The sequence below is a fragment of the Streptomyces sp. TRM64462 genome, assembly GCF_013362995.1.
Classification (GTDB): Bacteria; Actinomycetota; Actinomycetes; order Streptomycetales; family Streptomycetaceae; genus Streptomyces.
The window spans coordinates 20,214-34,844 of the sequence record NZ_JABWDV010000258.1; the positions used below are offsets into that span (position 1 = coordinate 20,214).

Annotated in this window: 10 protein-coding genes and 2 pseudogenes; 6 read left to right on the forward strand and 6 right to left on the reverse strand. The window is 74.1% G+C overall.

Annotation, left to right across the window (positions count from 1 at the left end; all coding sequences use genetic code 11):
- The first annotated feature begins 71 nt into the window (after nucleotides 1–71).
- Both HTZ82_RS12235 and HTZ82_RS12240 read left to right on the forward strand, forming a co-directional pair.
- A complete protein-coding gene (locus HTZ82_RS12235; RefSeq protein WP_175409373.1) occupies nucleotides 72–932 on the forward strand; it encodes a phosphotransferase enzyme family protein in 861 nt (286 codons plus the stop codon).
- Nucleotides 933–984: 52 nt separating this feature from the next.
- The gene (locus HTZ82_RS12240) at nucleotides 985–1,809 is read left to right on the forward strand and encodes an alpha/beta fold hydrolase (RefSeq protein ID WP_175409374.1); all 825 of its coding nucleotides are present in this window, start codon (nucleotides 985–987) and stop codon (nucleotides 1,807–1,809) included.
- Nucleotides 1,810–1,848: 39 nt separating this feature from the next.
- Here the strand turns inward: HTZ82_RS12240 and HTZ82_RS12245 are convergent, their stop codons facing one another.
- Together HTZ82_RS12245 and HTZ82_RS12250 are read right to left on the reverse strand one after the other, a co-directional pair.
- Complete coding sequence (locus HTZ82_RS12245; RefSeq protein ID WP_175409375.1) at nucleotides 1,849–2,583, reverse strand: 3'-5' exonuclease; 735 nt, start codon at nucleotides 2,581–2,583, stop codon at nucleotides 1,849–1,851.
- Nucleotides 2,584–2,694: 111 nt separating this feature from the next.
- Entirely contained in the window at nucleotides 2,695–3,939 is a 1,245-nt protein-coding gene (locus tag HTZ82_RS12250; RefSeq protein ID WP_175409376.1) for an SAV2148 family HEPN domain-containing protein, read from the reverse strand.
- Between the two features lie 523 nt (nucleotides 3,940–4,462).
- Between HTZ82_RS12250 and glgX the strand changes: the two genes are divergently transcribed.
- On the forward strand, nucleotides 4,463–6,613 hold the full coding sequence (gene glgX, locus HTZ82_RS12255; RefSeq protein ID WP_175409377.1) for a glycogen debranching protein GlgX: 2,151 nt from the start codon (nucleotides 4,463–4,465) through the stop codon (nucleotides 6,611–6,613).
- A 181-nt stretch (nucleotides 6,614–6,794) separates the two neighbouring features.
- Nucleotides 6,795–9,137: a malto-oligosyltrehalose synthase gene (gene treY / locus HTZ82_RS12260; protein WP_175409378.1), complete on the forward strand. Its 2,343-nt coding sequence runs from the start codon at nucleotides 6,795–6,797 to the stop codon at nucleotides 9,135–9,137.
- 25 nt (nucleotides 9,138–9,162) lie between these two features.
- Here treY and HTZ82_RS12265 read toward each other — a convergent pair whose 3' ends face one another.
- Nucleotides 9,163–9,714 carry a DUF1707 and FHA domain-containing protein gene (locus tag HTZ82_RS12265; protein WP_175409379.1) on the reverse strand — a complete coding sequence of 184 codons (552 nt, stop codon included), beginning with the start codon at nucleotides 9,712–9,714 and terminating at the stop codon, nucleotides 9,163–9,165.
- A 307-nt stretch (nucleotides 9,715–10,021) separates the two neighbouring features.
- Between HTZ82_RS12265 and treZ the strand changes: the two genes are divergently transcribed.
- The gene (gene treZ / locus HTZ82_RS12270; RefSeq protein ID WP_175409380.1) at nucleotides 10,022–11,794 is read left to right on the forward strand and encodes a malto-oligosyltrehalose trehalohydrolase; all 1,773 of its coding nucleotides are present in this window, start codon (nucleotides 10,022–10,024) and stop codon (nucleotides 11,792–11,794) included.
- A 56-nt stretch (nucleotides 11,795–11,850) separates the two neighbouring features.
- On the opposite strand, the gene HTZ82_RS12275 is transcribed toward treZ, so the two are convergent.
- Complete coding sequence (locus HTZ82_RS12275) at nucleotides 11,851–12,735, reverse strand: LysR family transcriptional regulator (protein WP_175409381.1); 885 nt, start codon at nucleotides 12,733–12,735, stop codon at nucleotides 11,851–11,853.
- Between the two features lie 100 nt (nucleotides 12,736–12,835).
- Between HTZ82_RS12275 and HTZ82_RS12280 the strand changes: the two genes are divergently transcribed.
- On the forward strand, nucleotides 12,836–13,567 hold the full coding sequence (locus tag HTZ82_RS12280; protein ID WP_175409382.1) for a hypothetical protein: 732 nt from the start codon (nucleotides 12,836–12,838) through the stop codon (nucleotides 13,565–13,567).
- A 21-nt stretch (nucleotides 13,568–13,588) separates the two neighbouring features.
- On the opposite strand, the pseudogene HTZ82_RS12285 reads toward HTZ82_RS12280, so the two are convergent.
- Nucleotides 13,589–13,930, reverse strand: a pseudogene (locus HTZ82_RS12285) (nucleoside/nucleotide kinase family protein); the annotation flags it as partial.
- A gap of 195 nt (nucleotides 13,931–14,125) precedes the next feature.
- Nucleotides 14,126–14,401, reverse strand: a pseudogene (locus HTZ82_RS12290) (nucleoside/nucleotide kinase family protein); the annotation flags it as partial.
- Nucleotides 14,402–14,631 lie beyond the last annotated feature (230 nt).

The window sequence follows — 14,631 nt, forward strand, 5'->3', positions numbered from 1 at the left end:
AACCGGTCATCCCGGCGGGTGCGAGACTGGACCGGCGGTAGCGGGGACGCGTGTGAAGGGCGAGGCAGGGCATGGACGAGGCGCGGGCGCGGGGCATCCTGGACGCCGCCGGGTACGGGCGGCGCGGCAAGCCCGTGACGCTGCTGGCGCTCGGCGAGAACGCGGTGTTCGGGGACGGCGACCTGGTGGTGAAGGTCGGCCGGGACGCCGAGCTGCTGGAGCGGGCCCGGCATGAGCTGGCCGTGGCGGGGTGGCTGGCGGACGCGGGTGTCCCTGCCGTGCGGGCGGCTGAGCCGGAGGCGCGGCTGGTGGACGGCCACCCGGTGACGGTGTGGCACCGGCTGCCGGAGGCCGTCCGCCCGGCCGAGCCGCGGGATCTGGCCCCGCTGCTGCGGCGGGTGCACGAGCTGCCGGCGCCGCCGTTCCCGCTGCCGCACCGTGATCTGCTGGGCGGCGTCGAGCGGTGGCTGCGGCTCGCGGGCGACGCGATCGACCCGGCGGACGCCGCGTTCCTGCGGGAGCGCCGGGACGCGTTCGCCGACGCGGCGGCCGCGCTCGCCCCGCATCTGAAGCCGGGCCCGATCCACGGCGACGCCCTCCCCCGCAACGTCCATGTGGGCCCGGAAGGGCCGGTCCTGGTCGACCTGGAGACGTTCGCCTCGGATCTGCGCGAGCACGATCTGGTGGTGCTCGCCCTGTCGCGGGACCGCTACGGGCTCGCGCCTGAGGCGTACGACGCGTTCACCGAGGCGTACGGCTGGGACGTCCGCGAGTGGGAGGGCTGCGCGCTGCTGCGGGGCGCGCGGGAGACGGCGAGCTGCGCGTGGGTCGCCCAGCACGCCCCGGCCGCTCCGAAGGCGCTGGCCGAGTTCCGCCGCCGGGTGGCGTCGCTGCGGAACGGCGACCCGGAGGTCCGCTGGTACCCGTTCTGACGGGCTGTCATGATGTGCGCGCGAACTCCCTTCCGCGAATGGAGGCTTGGCGATGCGCGTGGAACTCGGCGAGGTGGCCCTGGAGGTCCGGGACAGCGGCGGTACGGGCCCGGTGGTGCTGCTGGTGCACGGCTTCCCGGACACGCACGCCTGCTGGCGCCATCAGGTGCCGGCGCTGAACGCCGCCGGGTACCGCACGATCGCCCCGGACCTGCGCGGCTTCGGCGGCTCCGGCCGTCCGGAGGGCACCGCGTCGTACGCGCCCGCCCGTTCCGTGGCCGATCTGCTGGAGCTGCTCGACCGCGAGGGCGTCGACCGCGTCCATCTCGTGGGGCACGACTGGGGTTCCGGCATCGTCCAGCAGCTCGCCATGGCGGCGCCGGACCGCGTGGCGAGCCTGTCGCTGCTGTCCGTGGGCCATCTGGCGGCGCTGCGGGACGCGGGCTGGGAGCAGCGCCGCTGGTCCTGGTACATGCTGCTGTTCCAGTACGAGGGGATCGCCGAGGAGTGGCTGCTGCGCGACGGCGCCGCGCGGGCGCGGGAGTTTCTCGCCGAGCATCCGGACCGTGACGAGGTGCTGGCGCGGCTGAGCGATCCGGGCGCGCTGACCGCCGCGCTGGCCATCTACCGTGCGGGCCTTCCGCCGGAGGCGATGTTCGGCCCGGAACTGCCGCTTCCGCCGCTGCCCGGTCCCGTCCTGGGCCTGTGGAGCGCCGGCGACCGGTTCCTCACCGAGGCGTCGATGTCCGGCACGGGCAAGCACGTCGCGGGATCCTGGCGGTACGAGCGGATCGACGACGCCGGGCACTGGCTCCAACTGGACGCGCCGGAACGGGTGAACGCGCTGCTGCTCGACTTCCTCGCCGAGCACGCGTAAGCGAAACCGGGGGTCCTCGCCCAGCCTCGCCAGCCTCGTTCAGCTCGCCACGGGCTCCACCGACGGCTCCGGTTCCCGCAGTGGCCACACCGGGTCGACGACGGCGTCGGGCGTGCCCTTGCGGCGCAGGAACTGCTGGAAGTCGGTCGCCCACGCGGCGTACCACTCCACCTGCCGCTTGTGCAGCTCGCCCGGGGTGAGCACCGCCACCGCGGCGTGCCGCTCGGCTATCGCGCAGGCCACCCGCACCGCGGCCTGCGCGTCGGCGGCCGCCTCGTGCGCCCCGTCGAGGACCACGCCGTACTCGGCGCAGACCGCCTCCAGGTTGCGCTTGCCGCGCCGGTAGCGGTCGACGGCCCGGTCGATGGTGTACGGGTCGACGACCGGGCCTATGGGCGCGCCGCCCAGCCGCTCCCGCAGCGACGGCAGTCCGTACCGCCGCAGCTCGGCGGTGAGCAGCGTCAGGTCGAACGCCGCGTTGTACGCGACGACGGGCACGCCGCGCGTCCAGTACCCGGCGAGTGCGTCGGCGATCTCGTCGGCGACCTCGCGGGCCGGGCGGCCCTCGCCCGCGGCGCGTTCGTTGCTGATGCCGTGGATGGCGGACGCCTGCGCGGGGATACGGACGCCGGGGTCGGCGAGCCACTCCTTGCGCGCGTGGGTCTCCCCGCCCCGCATCTCGACGACCGCGGCCGTCACGATTCTCGCTTCGAGCGGTTCCGTTCCCGTCGTCTCCAGGTCGAAGCCGACGAGTGTCTCCCCGTGCCAGCGCATGCCGAACCTCCTTCGCGGCGCCGTCCTTGTCGCGGCGCCGTCCCCCAGTGGGTCTTCACCCTCGCACGCGGCACTGACAACGGCCGACGGGCCCCCACATCGCGCCACGTCTCATGACACAGGGCGTGAATCCGCCCAGAACGACTCGAACTCCTCGCGGTACGTCTCGAACAGTCCGTGGTCCGTGTCCTGCGCGGCGGTGACGACGGCCCGCCGCCCGCCGCCGCGCAGCACGAGCACGGGGGCTTCCATGCCGCGGGCGCGCCGCAGGTAGGACTGCACGATGCCGACGCCGTCCGGACCGTCCCCGTCGACCAGGTACGCGGTGAACCGCGGGGTCTCGTCGAAGACCTGGATCTCGAAGGCGCCCGGGTCGCGCAGCTTGGAGCGGACGCGCCGCATGTGGAGGATGTTCATCTCCACGGAGCGGCTCAGCTCGCCCTTCTTGATGCCGAGCTCCCGTTCGCGCCGCTTCACGGCGCTGCTCGCCGGGTTGAGGAACAGCAGCCGTATCCGGCAGCCGGACTCGGCGAGGCGGACGAGCCGGCGCCCGGAGAAGTTCTGCACGAGCAGGTTGAGGCCTATGCCGATGGCGTCGACGCGCCGGGCCCCGCCGAAGAGGTCCTCGGCGGGAAGCTGCCGCTGGAGCCGCACCCGGTCGGGGTGGACGGAGACGACGTCGGCGTACCGGTCCCCCACAAGGTCCTCGACGGCGTCGACGGGCAGCCGGTGCGCGGAGGGCACTCCGGCGCCGCTGCCGAGGATCTCCAGGAGCCGGGCGGAGGCCCGTTCGGACTGGTCGAGGACGTTCCGGGACAGGGCGCGGTTGCGGGAGACCACGTTGCGGGTGACCTCCAGCTCGTCGAGGGCCAGCTCGACCTCGCGCCGGTCGTCGAAGTACGGCTCGAAGCAGGGCCAGTGCTGCACCATCAGCTCGCGGAGCTGCGGGAGCGTGAGGAAGCTGAGGACGTTGTCGTCGGCGGGGTCCAGGAGGTAGCCCTTCCTGCGGGACACCTCGCGGACGGCGACGGCCCGTTGCACCCACTCCTGCCCGGCGGGGCCGGCGGCGGCGACCACCCATTCGTCGCCGTGCATGGGCTCGTAGATGGGCCGCAGTACGGCGGCGACGACCGCCCGCAGCCGCTGTTCGACCAGATTCAGCCAGATATAGGCGCGTCCGGCGCGCTGCGCGCGGGTGCGGACCTCACGCCAGTCCTCGGCGTCCCACTCCAGCTCCGCACCGATCTCCATGGGCCGGGCGAGTGAGACCGCGCCGGGCGGGACATCAGCGGGGTCTGCGGAGTCCCCCTCATGACCTGAGTCACCTGGGGGCAGCTCCAGCCCTCCCGAGCTCACCCACGCACCGCCTTCTGCTCCTGAACCGGCCGTCTCCAACGATCAAGGAAGGGTACTCCGGGAGGGCGAGACAGTGCAGCCGGATGCACAGGCTCCTTTCCCAACCTCCCTGTTTCCGGCGGCCGTTCCGGATCTTCACGGCCCGGGGAGTGAGCTGATTCATAGTGGTGAGCCGCACCGCCGCCACCCCGGCGCGGGCCCGGCGGACGGCACCGGCGCGCGCGGCGGCCGTTCCTCGCTCCGGGGGACGGCGGGTAACGCGAGGTTGACCCGGGCAACCGGCCGGCCGCCCGGTCCGATCGTCCGACGAATCCGGGCCACGTCCCGGCGACGGCCGGACGGCACGTCACCGGCGGGCCACGGCGCACCAACAGGTCGATTTCCGGCCAGACCGTCCCATGGCCGCGCCCGATTCCCCGGTCACCCGGTAGGACCGTCCGGCGTCCTAGGACGTCGCGCGACTTTCGTGGAGGATCGGGCCAAATGACCCCAGCAGCCGGATCAGAATGGAAGAGTCCTATCTATGCAGGTCTGGCCGGGACAGGCGTATCCGCTCGGCGCCACCTACGACGGCGCCGGAACCAACTTCGCGGTCTTCTCGGAGGCCGCCGACCGCATCGAGCTGTGCCTCCTCCACGAGGACGGCTCCGAGACCGCCGTCGAGCTGCGTGAGACCGACGCGTTCGTACGGCACGCGTACCTGCCCGGCGTGATGCCCGGGCAGCGGTACGGATTCCGGATCCACGGGCCCTACGCGCCGGAGCGCGGGCTGCGCTGCAACTCCGCGAAGCTGCTCCTCGACCCGTACGCGCGCGCGGTCGCCGGGTCCATCGACTGGGACGAGGCGGTGTACGGCTACCACTTCGGCCGGCCCGACTCGCGCAACGACCTGGACTCCGCCCCGCACAGCATGTCGTCCGTGGTCGTCAACCCGTACTTCGACTGGGGCGACGACCGGCCGCCGCGCACCGAGTACCACCGCACGGTCATCTACGAGGCCCATGTGAAGGGCCTGACGATGCTCCACCCGGCCCTGCCGAAGGAGCTGCGCGGCACGTACGCGGGCCTGGCCCACCCGGCGATCGTCGAGCATCTGACGGAGCTGGGCGTGACGGCCATCGAGCTGATGCCGGTGCACCAGTTCGTCCATGACCACCGGCTGGTGGACTCCGGGATGGCGAACTACTGGGGCTACAACACGATCGGCTACTTCGCCCCGCACAACGCCTACGCCTCCTGGGGCGACCGGGGCCAGCAGGTGCTGGAGTTCAAGTCCGCCGTACGCGCCCTGCACAAGGCGGGCATCGAGGTCATCCTGGATGTGGTGTACAACCACACGGCCGAGGGCAACCACCTCGGGCCGACGCTGTCCTTCCGTGGCCTGGACAACGCGTCGTACTACCGGCTCGTCGAGAACAGCCCCCGGTACTACATGGACACGACCGGCACCGGGAACTCGCTGCTCATGCGGTCGCCGCACGTGCTCCAGCTGATCATGGACTCGCTGCGCTACTGGGTGACCGAGATGCACGTCGACGGGTTCCGCTTCGATCTGGCGGCGACGCTGGCCCGCCAGTTCCACGAGGTGGACCGGCTGTCGTCGTTCTTCGACCTGGTGCAGCAGGACCCGGTGGTCTCCCAGGTGAAGCTGATCGCGGAGCCGTGGGACGTGGGCGAGGGCGGCTACCAGGTGGGGAACTTCCCGCCACTGTGGACCGAGTGGAACGGCAAGTACCGGGACACGGTCCGCGACCTGTGGCGGGGCGAGCCGCGGACCCTCGCCGAGTTCGCGTCCCGGCTGACCGGCTCGTCCGACCTGTACCAGGACGACGGCCGGCGCCCGCTCGCCTCCGTCAACTTCGTGACCTGCCACGACGGGTTCACCCTGCGGGACCTCGTCTCGTACAACGAGAAGCACAACGACGCCAACGGCGAGAACAACCGGGACGGCGAGAGCCACAACCGGTCCTGGAACTGCGGTGTGGAGGGCGAGACCGACGACGCCGGCGTCCGCGCGCTGCGGATGCGCCAGATGCGCAACTTCATCGCCACGCTCATGCTGTCCCAGGGCGTGCCGATGATCAGCCACGGCGACGAGTTCGGCCGCACCCAGGGCGGCAACAACAACGCCTACTGCCAGGACGGCGAGCTGGCCTGGGTGCACTGGCCGGAGCCCGGCCGGGACACCCCGGCGGACGACGGCGCGCAGGACGAGGCGCGGTCGCTGCTGGAGTTCACCCGCGCCATGGTGTGGCTGCGCCGCGACCACCCCGTGTTCCGGCGCCGCCGGTTCTTCCACGGGCGCCCGGTCGAGGGCACGCACGACGACCTGTCGGACATCGCGTGGTTCACGCCGGAGGGCAAGGAGATGACGTCCCGGGACTGGCAGGCGGCCCACGCCAGGGCCCTGTCGGTGTTCCTGAACGGGCACGCCATCTCGGAGCCGGGGCCGCGCGGCGAGCGCATCTCGGACGACTCGTTCCTGCTGATGTTCAACGCGAGCCCGGACGACCTGGAGTTCGTGGTGCCGGTCAACCACGGCCGCCAGTGGCAGGTGGTCGTGGACACGGCCGTCCCCGACGGTGTCGCGCCCGGTCAGGGCGCCAAGGTCGCGGCCGGCGACCGGCTGACGCTGACCGGCCGCAGCCTGACGGTACTGCGCCGTCCGGCGTGACGGGGGGCGCGGGAGGCCACCGGACTGGGGAGTGTCCGGCGGATCATGCCGGCATCGCGGGGCCTTCACCGCGGCCCAGGCATGATCCGCCGCACACGGCCTAGGCCGGACGGGGGGCCTCCTGGCGTCCATCGCATGAGGTGATGAGAGACACGCCGTACGGCCGGGTACGTACGTTCGCATGACGCCCCACGCCACGTACCGGCTCCAGCTCCAGCCCGCGTTCCCGTTCGCCGCGGCCGCGCAGGCCGTGCCGTACCTCGCCTCGCTCGGGGTCTCCCATCTGCATCTGTCACCGGTCCTGGAGGCCGTCCCCGGGTCCGCGCACGGCTACGACGTCACCGACCACGCGCGCGTACGGGACGAGCTCGGCGGCGAGGAGGGGCTGCGCGCCCTGGCCCGCACCGCCCGCGCACACGGCCTCGGACTCGTCGTCGACCTGGTGCCCAACCACATGGCGGCCGCGCTGCCGCACAACCGGCCGCTGTGGGAGGTGCTGCGCCAGGGGCCCTCCTCACCGTACGCGCGCTGGTTCGACATCGACTGGGAGGCGGGCGGCGGCAAGGTGCTGCTGCCCGTGCTGCCGGCCCGGATCGGCGAGGTCATGGGCGATCTGCGCGTCGACGCGGAGGCGGGCCTGCTGCGCTACGGCACGCAGGTCTTCCCGCTGCGGGACGGTACGGCCGGGCTGCCGCTGCCGGAGCTGCTGGACGCCCAGTGGTACCGGCCGGTGTGGTGGCGGCTGGCCCGTACAGAGCTGAACTACCGCCGGTTCTTCACCATCTCGGACCTCATCGGGGTGCGCGTGGAGGACCCGGAGGTGTTCGACGCGACCCACGCCAAGATCGTGGAGCTGGTACGGGACGGCGTCGTCGAGGGGCTGCGGATCGACCACCCGGACGGGCTCGCGGACCCGGAGGGGTATCTGCGCGCGCTGCGCACGGCGACGGGCGGCGCCTGCTGGACGGTCGTCGAGAAGATCCTCACGGACGACGAGACCCTCCCTGCGGCCTGGCCCGTGGCGGGCACCACCGGGTACGACGCGCTGCGCCGCGTCGACGGGCTGTTCGTGGACGAGGCGGGTGCGGCGGAACTGACGGAGCTGTACCGGGGGTTCGCGGCGCCGGCCGGGGACCGGGGCGGCCACTGGGACGCGACGGCGCGCCGGGCCGCGTACAAGGTGGTGACGCACGAGCTGGCGGCGGAGGTGGCGTTCCTGACGCGGACGGCAGGCCGGATCTGCGCGGCGGACGTACGGCTGCGGGACCACGCGCCGTGGGCGCTGCGGGCGGCGGTGCGGGAGCTGCTGATCCGGGTGCCGGTGTACCGGCCGTACGGGTCGGGCGCTGAGGACGTGCTGTCGGCGGACGCGGCGCTGAGCGCGAAGGGGACGTTCGCCGTGCCGAAGGAGGCGGCGGCCGTCGACGTCGTACGGGATCTGGCGCTGGGGCGGCTCGGGGACGGGGCGGAGCACACCGCGTTCCGGGTGCGGTTCGCGCAGACGGCGTCGGCGCTGCGGGCGAAGTCGCTGGAGGACACGGCGTTCTACCGCTACGTGCCGCTGCTGTCGGCGAACGAGGTGGGCGGCGAGCCGGGGCGGCCGGCCGTGTCGCCGGAGGAGTTCCACACGTACTGCGCGCGCGTGGCCCGGGACTGGCCGGCGACGGGCACGGTCCTGTCGACGCACGACACGAAGCGCAGCGCGGACGTACGGGCCCGGATCGCGGTGCTGTCGGAGTGCCCGGGCCGGTGGGCGAAGCTGCTGGGGGACGTGGCGCGGGTGCCGGCGCCGGACGGGCAGTTGGCGTGGACGGCGTGGCAGACGGCGCTGGGGCTCGGCACGCCGTCGGCGGAGCGGCTGGGCGGGGCGCTGCTGAAGGCGGTGCGGGAGGCCGGGCTGCGCACGAGCTGGACGGAGCAGGACGCGGCGTACGAGCGGGCGGTCGCCGAGTTCGTGGCGGAGGGCCCCGCGGGGCCGCCGCAGTACACGGTGGCGGAGCTGGCGCGGGAGCTGGACCCGTACGTGCGGGCCAATGTGCTGGGCGCGGCGCTGCTGCACCTGACGATGCCGGGCGTGCCGGACCTGTACCAGGGCACGGAGGCGGTGTACGAGGCGCTGGTGGACCCGGACAACCGCGCGCCGTTCCGGGAGGCGCGGCCGGACGAGAAGACGGCGCTGACGCAGGCGGCGCTGGGGCTGCGGCGGCGGTGTCCGAAGGCGTTCGGGGAGGCGGGGGCGTACGCGCCGCTGGCGGCGGTGGGCCCGGCGGCCCGGCACTGTGTGGCGTTCGCCAGGTCGGGCCGGGTGGTCACGGCGGTGACGCGGCTGTCGCTGCGGCTGGCGGAGGCGGGCGGCTGGGGCGACACGTCGCTGACGCTGCCGGAGGGCCGCTGGGCGGACGTCCTGGAGGGCGGGGGCGGGGGCGTGGCCGGGGGCGGGGCGGGCTTCTGCGGCGGGCGGCCCGTCGGGCTGGCGGAGCTGTTCGCGGAGCGTCCGGTGGCGCTGCTGGCCCGTACGGAATGAATGGCCGTGAACGGGCCGTGTCGCGTCAGCGGGCGTCGAGGCGGAACGCCATCCGGCCGAAGGAGACCATGTCGCCGGGCTGGACGACGACCGTGCCCGTCACACGCCGCCCGTTCACGGTGGTGCCGTTGGTGGAGTTGAGGTCGCGCAGCATCCACAGCCCGCCCTGCAGGCTCAGCTCGGCGTGCAGCCGGGACACCGTCTCGTGGCTGAGCCGCAGCCCGTTCACCGGGTCCCGGCCGATCCGCAGCGGGTACGGGCCCGGCTCGGGCAGCAGCAGCTTCGGCAGCCGCTCCGCCTGCCAGGCCCGGCCGAGGCGCAGGGTGAACGCGGACATCCGTTCGACGGCGCCGAACAGTCGCTTCGACCAGCCGCCGCCGTCCTCGCGCAGGTCGTCGGTGAGCGCCGCCAGCTCGTCGGAACGGCGGGCGACCAGGGCGAGCTCCATGCGCCGCAGGAACGTGTCGTGGGACAGCTTTCCCTGCACGGCGCCCTCGCGGAGCATCTCCAGCGCGCGGTCCCGCTCGGCGTCCGAGAGCCGGGCGGGATGTGTCTGGGACTCAAAAGGCGACGTCACAGACGTGATTGTCGGCCGCGGGCACCCGAGGTGTCCAGACGGGCGCCGGCCTGTGACCGACCGGCGACACACGCGGGACGGCCACCGGCGGCGTCCCGGCGGTGTCCTGGCGACGTGCGCGCGGGACCCCGCCCCGGCCACCGGCGACGTACGCGCGACCCCGCTCACCACCACCGGCGGCGTACGCGCGACCCGCGCGCCACCCGATCGGCGAAGTGCCGTGCGCCCGGTTCGCGATCTTGTCAGGATGGGGGCGCGGTACCGAGGCTGCGATTCCACAAAGCCGGCCGACGACGAGGGGAACCCCGTGTTGTTCGAGGTGTGGGCGCCGAACGCGCGCGAGCGGGTGGAGCTGGACCTGGCGGGTGCCCGGCACCCGATGGAGCCCGACCCGCTGCGCGAAGGCTGGTGGATGACGACCGTGGGGGCGCCCGGCGGCGAGAGCGGCGTGCCGGACGGTACGCGGTACGGGTTCGCGCTCGACGGCGGCCCGGTGCTGCCGGACCCGAGGTCGCGCCGCCAGCCCGACGGGCCCGACGGGACGAGCGCGGTCGTCGACCACGCGGCGTACAGCTGGCGCCACACGCCGCCTGAGCGTGGTCTGCGGGGGGCGGTGGTGTACGAGCTGCACATCGGCACGTTCACGCCGGAGGGCACCCTGGGCGCGGCGGCCCAGCGGCTGGGGCATCTGGTCGAGCTGGGCGTGACGCACGTGGAGCTGATGCCGCTGTGCCCGTTCCCCGGCCGGCACGGGTGGGGGTACGAGGGGGTGTCGCTGTGGGCGGTGCACGAGCCGTACGGCGGCCCCGAGGCGCTGAAGCGCTTCGTCGACACCGCGCACGGCCTGGGCCTCGGTGTGGTCCTGGACGTGGTGCACAACCACCTGGGCCCTTCAGGGAACTATCTCCCGGCGTTCGGCCCGTACTTCACGGACACGCACCACACGCCGTGGGGCGCGGCCGTGAACCTGGACGCGCCGGGCTCGGACGAGGTGCGGGCGTTCCTGCTGGGCAGCGCGCTGGCCTGGCTGCGTGACTACCGGATCGACGGGCTGCGCCTCGACGCGGTGCACGCGCTGGCGGACACGCGGGCGCTGACGTTCCTGGAGGAGCTGTCGGCCGCGGTGGACGAGCTGTCGGTGGAGCAGGGCAGGGAGCACTTCCTGATCGCCGAGTCGGACCTGTGCGACCCGCGCACGACGACCCCGCGCGAGGCGGGCGGCATCGGGCTGCACGCGCAGTGGAACGACGACTTCCACCATGCCGTGCACACGGCGCTGACGGGCGAGTCGCAGGGCTACTACGCGGACTTCGCGCGCGCGCCGCTGGCCGCGCTGGCGAAGACGCTGGGGCAGGTCTTCTTCCACAACGGCACGTACTCGTCGTTCCGTGGCCGTACGCACGGCCGTCCCGTGAACGTGGAGACGACGCCGGCGCACCGCTTCCTCGGCTACGCCCAGACCCACGACCAGGTCGGCAACCGCGCGCAGGGCGACCGGCTGTCGGCGTCCCTCTCCCCCGGCCTGCTGGCGTGCGCGGCGGCCCTCGTCCTGACGAGCCCGTTCACGCCGATGCTGTTCATGGGCGAGGAGTGGGGCGCGGGGACGCCGTGGCAGTTCTTCACGGACCACACGGACCCGGAGCTGGCGGAGGCGGTACGGCGGGGGCGGCGGCGCGAGTTCGCGGCACACGGGTGGGCGGAGGACGACATTCCGGACCCGCAGGACCCGGCGACGCGGGACCGGTCGTGCCTGGACTGGTCGGAGCCGGAACGCGAGCCGCACGCCCGGCTGCTGGCCTGGTACCGGCGGCTGATCGCCCTGCGGTCCGCCGAGCCGGACCTGACGGACCCGGACCTGACGGCGCTGCGGGTGGTGTACGACGAGGAGGCCCGCTGGATCGCGTACCGGCGCGGGGACGTACGGGTGGCCGTGAACCTCGGGCCCCGGCCGGCCAGGATCCCGCTGGGGAGGGACCGGGTGCGGGTGCTGGCCGCGTGGGAGCCGGTGAAGGCTCCGGAGGGCGACGGGGGCGAGCTGGTGGTACCGGCGGAGTCCTGCGTGGTGCTGGGCGAGGGGTGAGGGGTCGGCCGGCTGAGTGGGGGGCGGCCCGCGATGCGGGGGGGGGGCGGCGGGCTTCAGGGGGCTGTGGTGAGGCGGGAGGCGAGTGCGGCCGCGGGGCCAGGGCGTTCGGGGTTCTCGGTGGCCGCGGCGCTGTGGAGGAGTTCGACGCGGTGCACGAGGCGGGGTTCGACGAGGGGTACGGCGACGGCTTCGGCGTCCGCCGGGACGGTGACGGGCAGGAGGGTGAGGCCGCGTCCGGCGGCGGCGAGGGCGGTCAGGGTGCGGACGTCGGTGCCGTCGTAGCGCAGGGCGGGCCGGAAGCCGTACGTGCCGTGGGCGGCGCGCAGTTGGTCGAGCGGGAGCCCGGCGGCCGGGGCGTCCAGCCAGCGGGCCGCGGTGAGGTCGCCGAGGCGCAGGCCCGGGCGGTGGGCGAGGGGGTGCCCTGCGGGCAGGTGCACGGCGAGCGGGGCCTCGGCGACGGGGGTGGTGGTGAACGGGGCGGTGTCGGGCAGGTGCAGCGGGTCGCTGGGTGCGGCGAGCCCGTCGACGAGCCCGAGGTCGGCGGCGCCGGTGGCGAGGGCGGCCGGTATCGCGTCGCGGGGCTGGACGCGCAGCGTGACGCGGGCGGTGTCCGGCAGCGCGGCGAGCAGCCGGGGCCCGACGGCCAGGGGCGCGGCGGCGACGGTGACCGTCCCGGCGGGCGCGGCGGCCATCCGGCCGAGCTCGGCCCGGGCGGCGTCCAGCCGGAGCAGCAGCGGCACCGCGTGCTCCAGGAGTCGCGCGCCCGCCCGTGTGGGGGCGACGGGGCGGCGGGTCAGCAGCGGCAGCCCGAGGTCGCTCTCCAGGGCGGCGATGTGCTGGGACACGGCCGACTGGGTGTAGCCCAACCGGCGGGCGGCCGCCGAGAACGAGCCGAGCCGGGTCACCGTCACGAACGTGCGCAGGAGGTGGGGGTCCATGTCTCCCAGTGTGAACGGCCGGGCGGGCATCAGCGTTCCCGATGGGTGCAGCAGAAATCGTCGTTGGACGCGCCCGCGCGGCGGGCCCGACGATGACGCCATGACTGAGCAGAGCCCTGGCCCCGCCCGTACACCGCGTATCGCCCTCGTGGGAGACCGGTCCCCCGCCGTCACGTCCCACGCGCGCGTGCCCCGGCTGCTGGACGCGCTCGCGGACCGGGACGGGCTGGTCGTGGACGCGTACTGGGTGGGGACGGAGGACGCTGTGGAGCCGGGCGCGGTGGCCGGATTCGACGGGGTGTGGCTGCTGCCGGGCAGCCCGTACCGCAGCGAGGCGGGTGCTCTGGCGGCCGTACGGACCGCGCGGGAGCGGGGGATTCCGTTCCTGGCGACGTGCGCGGGGTTCCAGCACACGCTGCTGGAGTACGCGCGGCACGTGTGCGGCCTTCCGGCGGCGGCGCACGCGGAGACCGACCCGGACGCGGACCCCGACGACCTGGTGATCGCGCGGCTGGCGTGTGCGCTGGCCGGGCACGAGGGCGTGGTCCGCCTGGCGCCCGGGTCGCTGGCCGAGCGGGTGACGGGGGCGGAGCGGTCCGTGGAGCGGTACCAGTGCGTGTACGGCCCTGCCGGGCGGCATCTGGAGACGCTGCGGGCGCACGGGCTGCGGTTCAGCGGGGAGGACGAGGCGGGCGAGGTGCGGATCGTGGAGCTGCCGGGGCATCCGTTCTTCCTGGCCACGCTGTTCCAGCCGGAGCTGGCGGGCGACGGCACGCGCGCGCATCCGATGGTGCGGGCGTTCGCGGCGGCCACGGCGAGGCGGGTGCGCTGAGACCGGTGGGCTCGGAAGGTGTCAGCTCATCCGTACGACGAGGTCGGCGCGGGCCCGGCCGGGGGCGACCAGGCGGGCGTTGGCCTCGTCGGAGTCGCGGACCCAGCGTTCGGCGTGGGCGCGGTCCTTGCCGAAGCGTACGTGACGCTCGATCAGGCGGGGCACGCGGACGCGGTCGTCCAGCTCCAGGAACCAGCAGGCGTCGAGGAGGTCGCGGACGGGTGCCCAGGCCGGGTCGTCGAGCAGCAGGTAGTTGCCCTCGGTGACGACCAGGGGTACGTCGGGGGTGACCGGGATGCTGCCCGCGACGGGCTCCTCCAGGGTCCGGTCGAAGGCGGGCGCGTAGACGGTGACGTGCGGCTCGGCGGCGCGTAGGTCCTGTCCGGCGGATCATGCCTGGGCCGCGGGGTCTGGCACGCGCGTCTGCGGCGTTGTCGTCGGTCGCGATGGCTCCGCCATCCCTCCCTCCTCCGCCTTGCAGCCGCACGCACCAGACCCCGCTCACCAACCGCCCAGGCGAAGGTCCCGCGATGCCGGCATGATCCGCCGGACACTCCCTAGCCGGGCGAGCAGCGCGGCGTACCCGGCGGCGTCGAAGGTGTCGGGTGCGCCCTTGCGGCGGGCGCGGCCGAGGCACTCCAACTCGGCCTGCGCAAGGTGGAATCCGTCCATCGGGACGAGGACGGCGAGCCCGCCGAGCCGTTCCACGAGGCGGGCGGCCAGCGTCGACTTGCCGGCGCCCGGCGGCCCGGCGATCCCGAGGACACGGCGGGTACCGGGTGTGGCCAGGCGGCGGGCGCGGCCGGTGAGTTCCGCGAGCTGCTGCGCGTCCATGGCGGCATTCTCGCGCAGGGCGGTGCCGGAGGCGGCGGCCGCGTGCGAGTGGGTGGGCGATCGCTCAACAAGTCGCTACCGACGGGTAGCTGGAAGGCCGCATTCCGTCCACCATGTGACGCGAGCATGCCGAACGTACGCACGACGCACGTACGTACGCCTGCGCATGCCCGGTTCACGGCCCCCCACGAAGGAGATCCCATGGATGGACGCAGCGGCACCCGACGCTG

Excerpts from the sequence above, each read along its gene's own strand:
- HTZ82_RS12245 (WP_175409375.1), bottom strand. The coding sequence starts at position 2,583 with ATGCGCTGGCACGGGGAGACACTCGTCGGCTTCGACCTGGAGACGACG.
- HTZ82_RS12235 (WP_175409373.1), top strand. The coding sequence starts at position 72 with ATGGACGAGGCGCGGGCGCGGGGCATCCTGGACGCCGCCGGGTACGGG.
- HTZ82_RS12280 (WP_175409382.1), top strand. The coding sequence starts at position 12,836 with ATGACTGAGCAGAGCCCTGGCCCCGCCCGTACACCGCGTATCGCCCTC.
- HTZ82_RS12240 (WP_175409374.1), top strand. The coding sequence starts at position 985 with ATGCGCGTGGAACTCGGCGAGGTGGCCCTGGAGGTCCGGGACAGCGGC.
- HTZ82_RS12275 (WP_175409381.1), bottom strand. The coding sequence starts at position 12,735 with ATGGACCCCCACCTCCTGCGCACGTTCGTGACGGTGACCCGGCTCGGC.
- treY (WP_175409378.1), top strand. The coding sequence starts at position 6,795 with ATGACGCCCCACGCCACGTACCGGCTCCAGCTCCAGCCCGCGTTCCCG.
- glgX (WP_175409377.1), top strand. The coding sequence starts at position 4,463 with ATGCAGGTCTGGCCGGGACAGGCGTATCCGCTCGGCGCCACCTACGAC.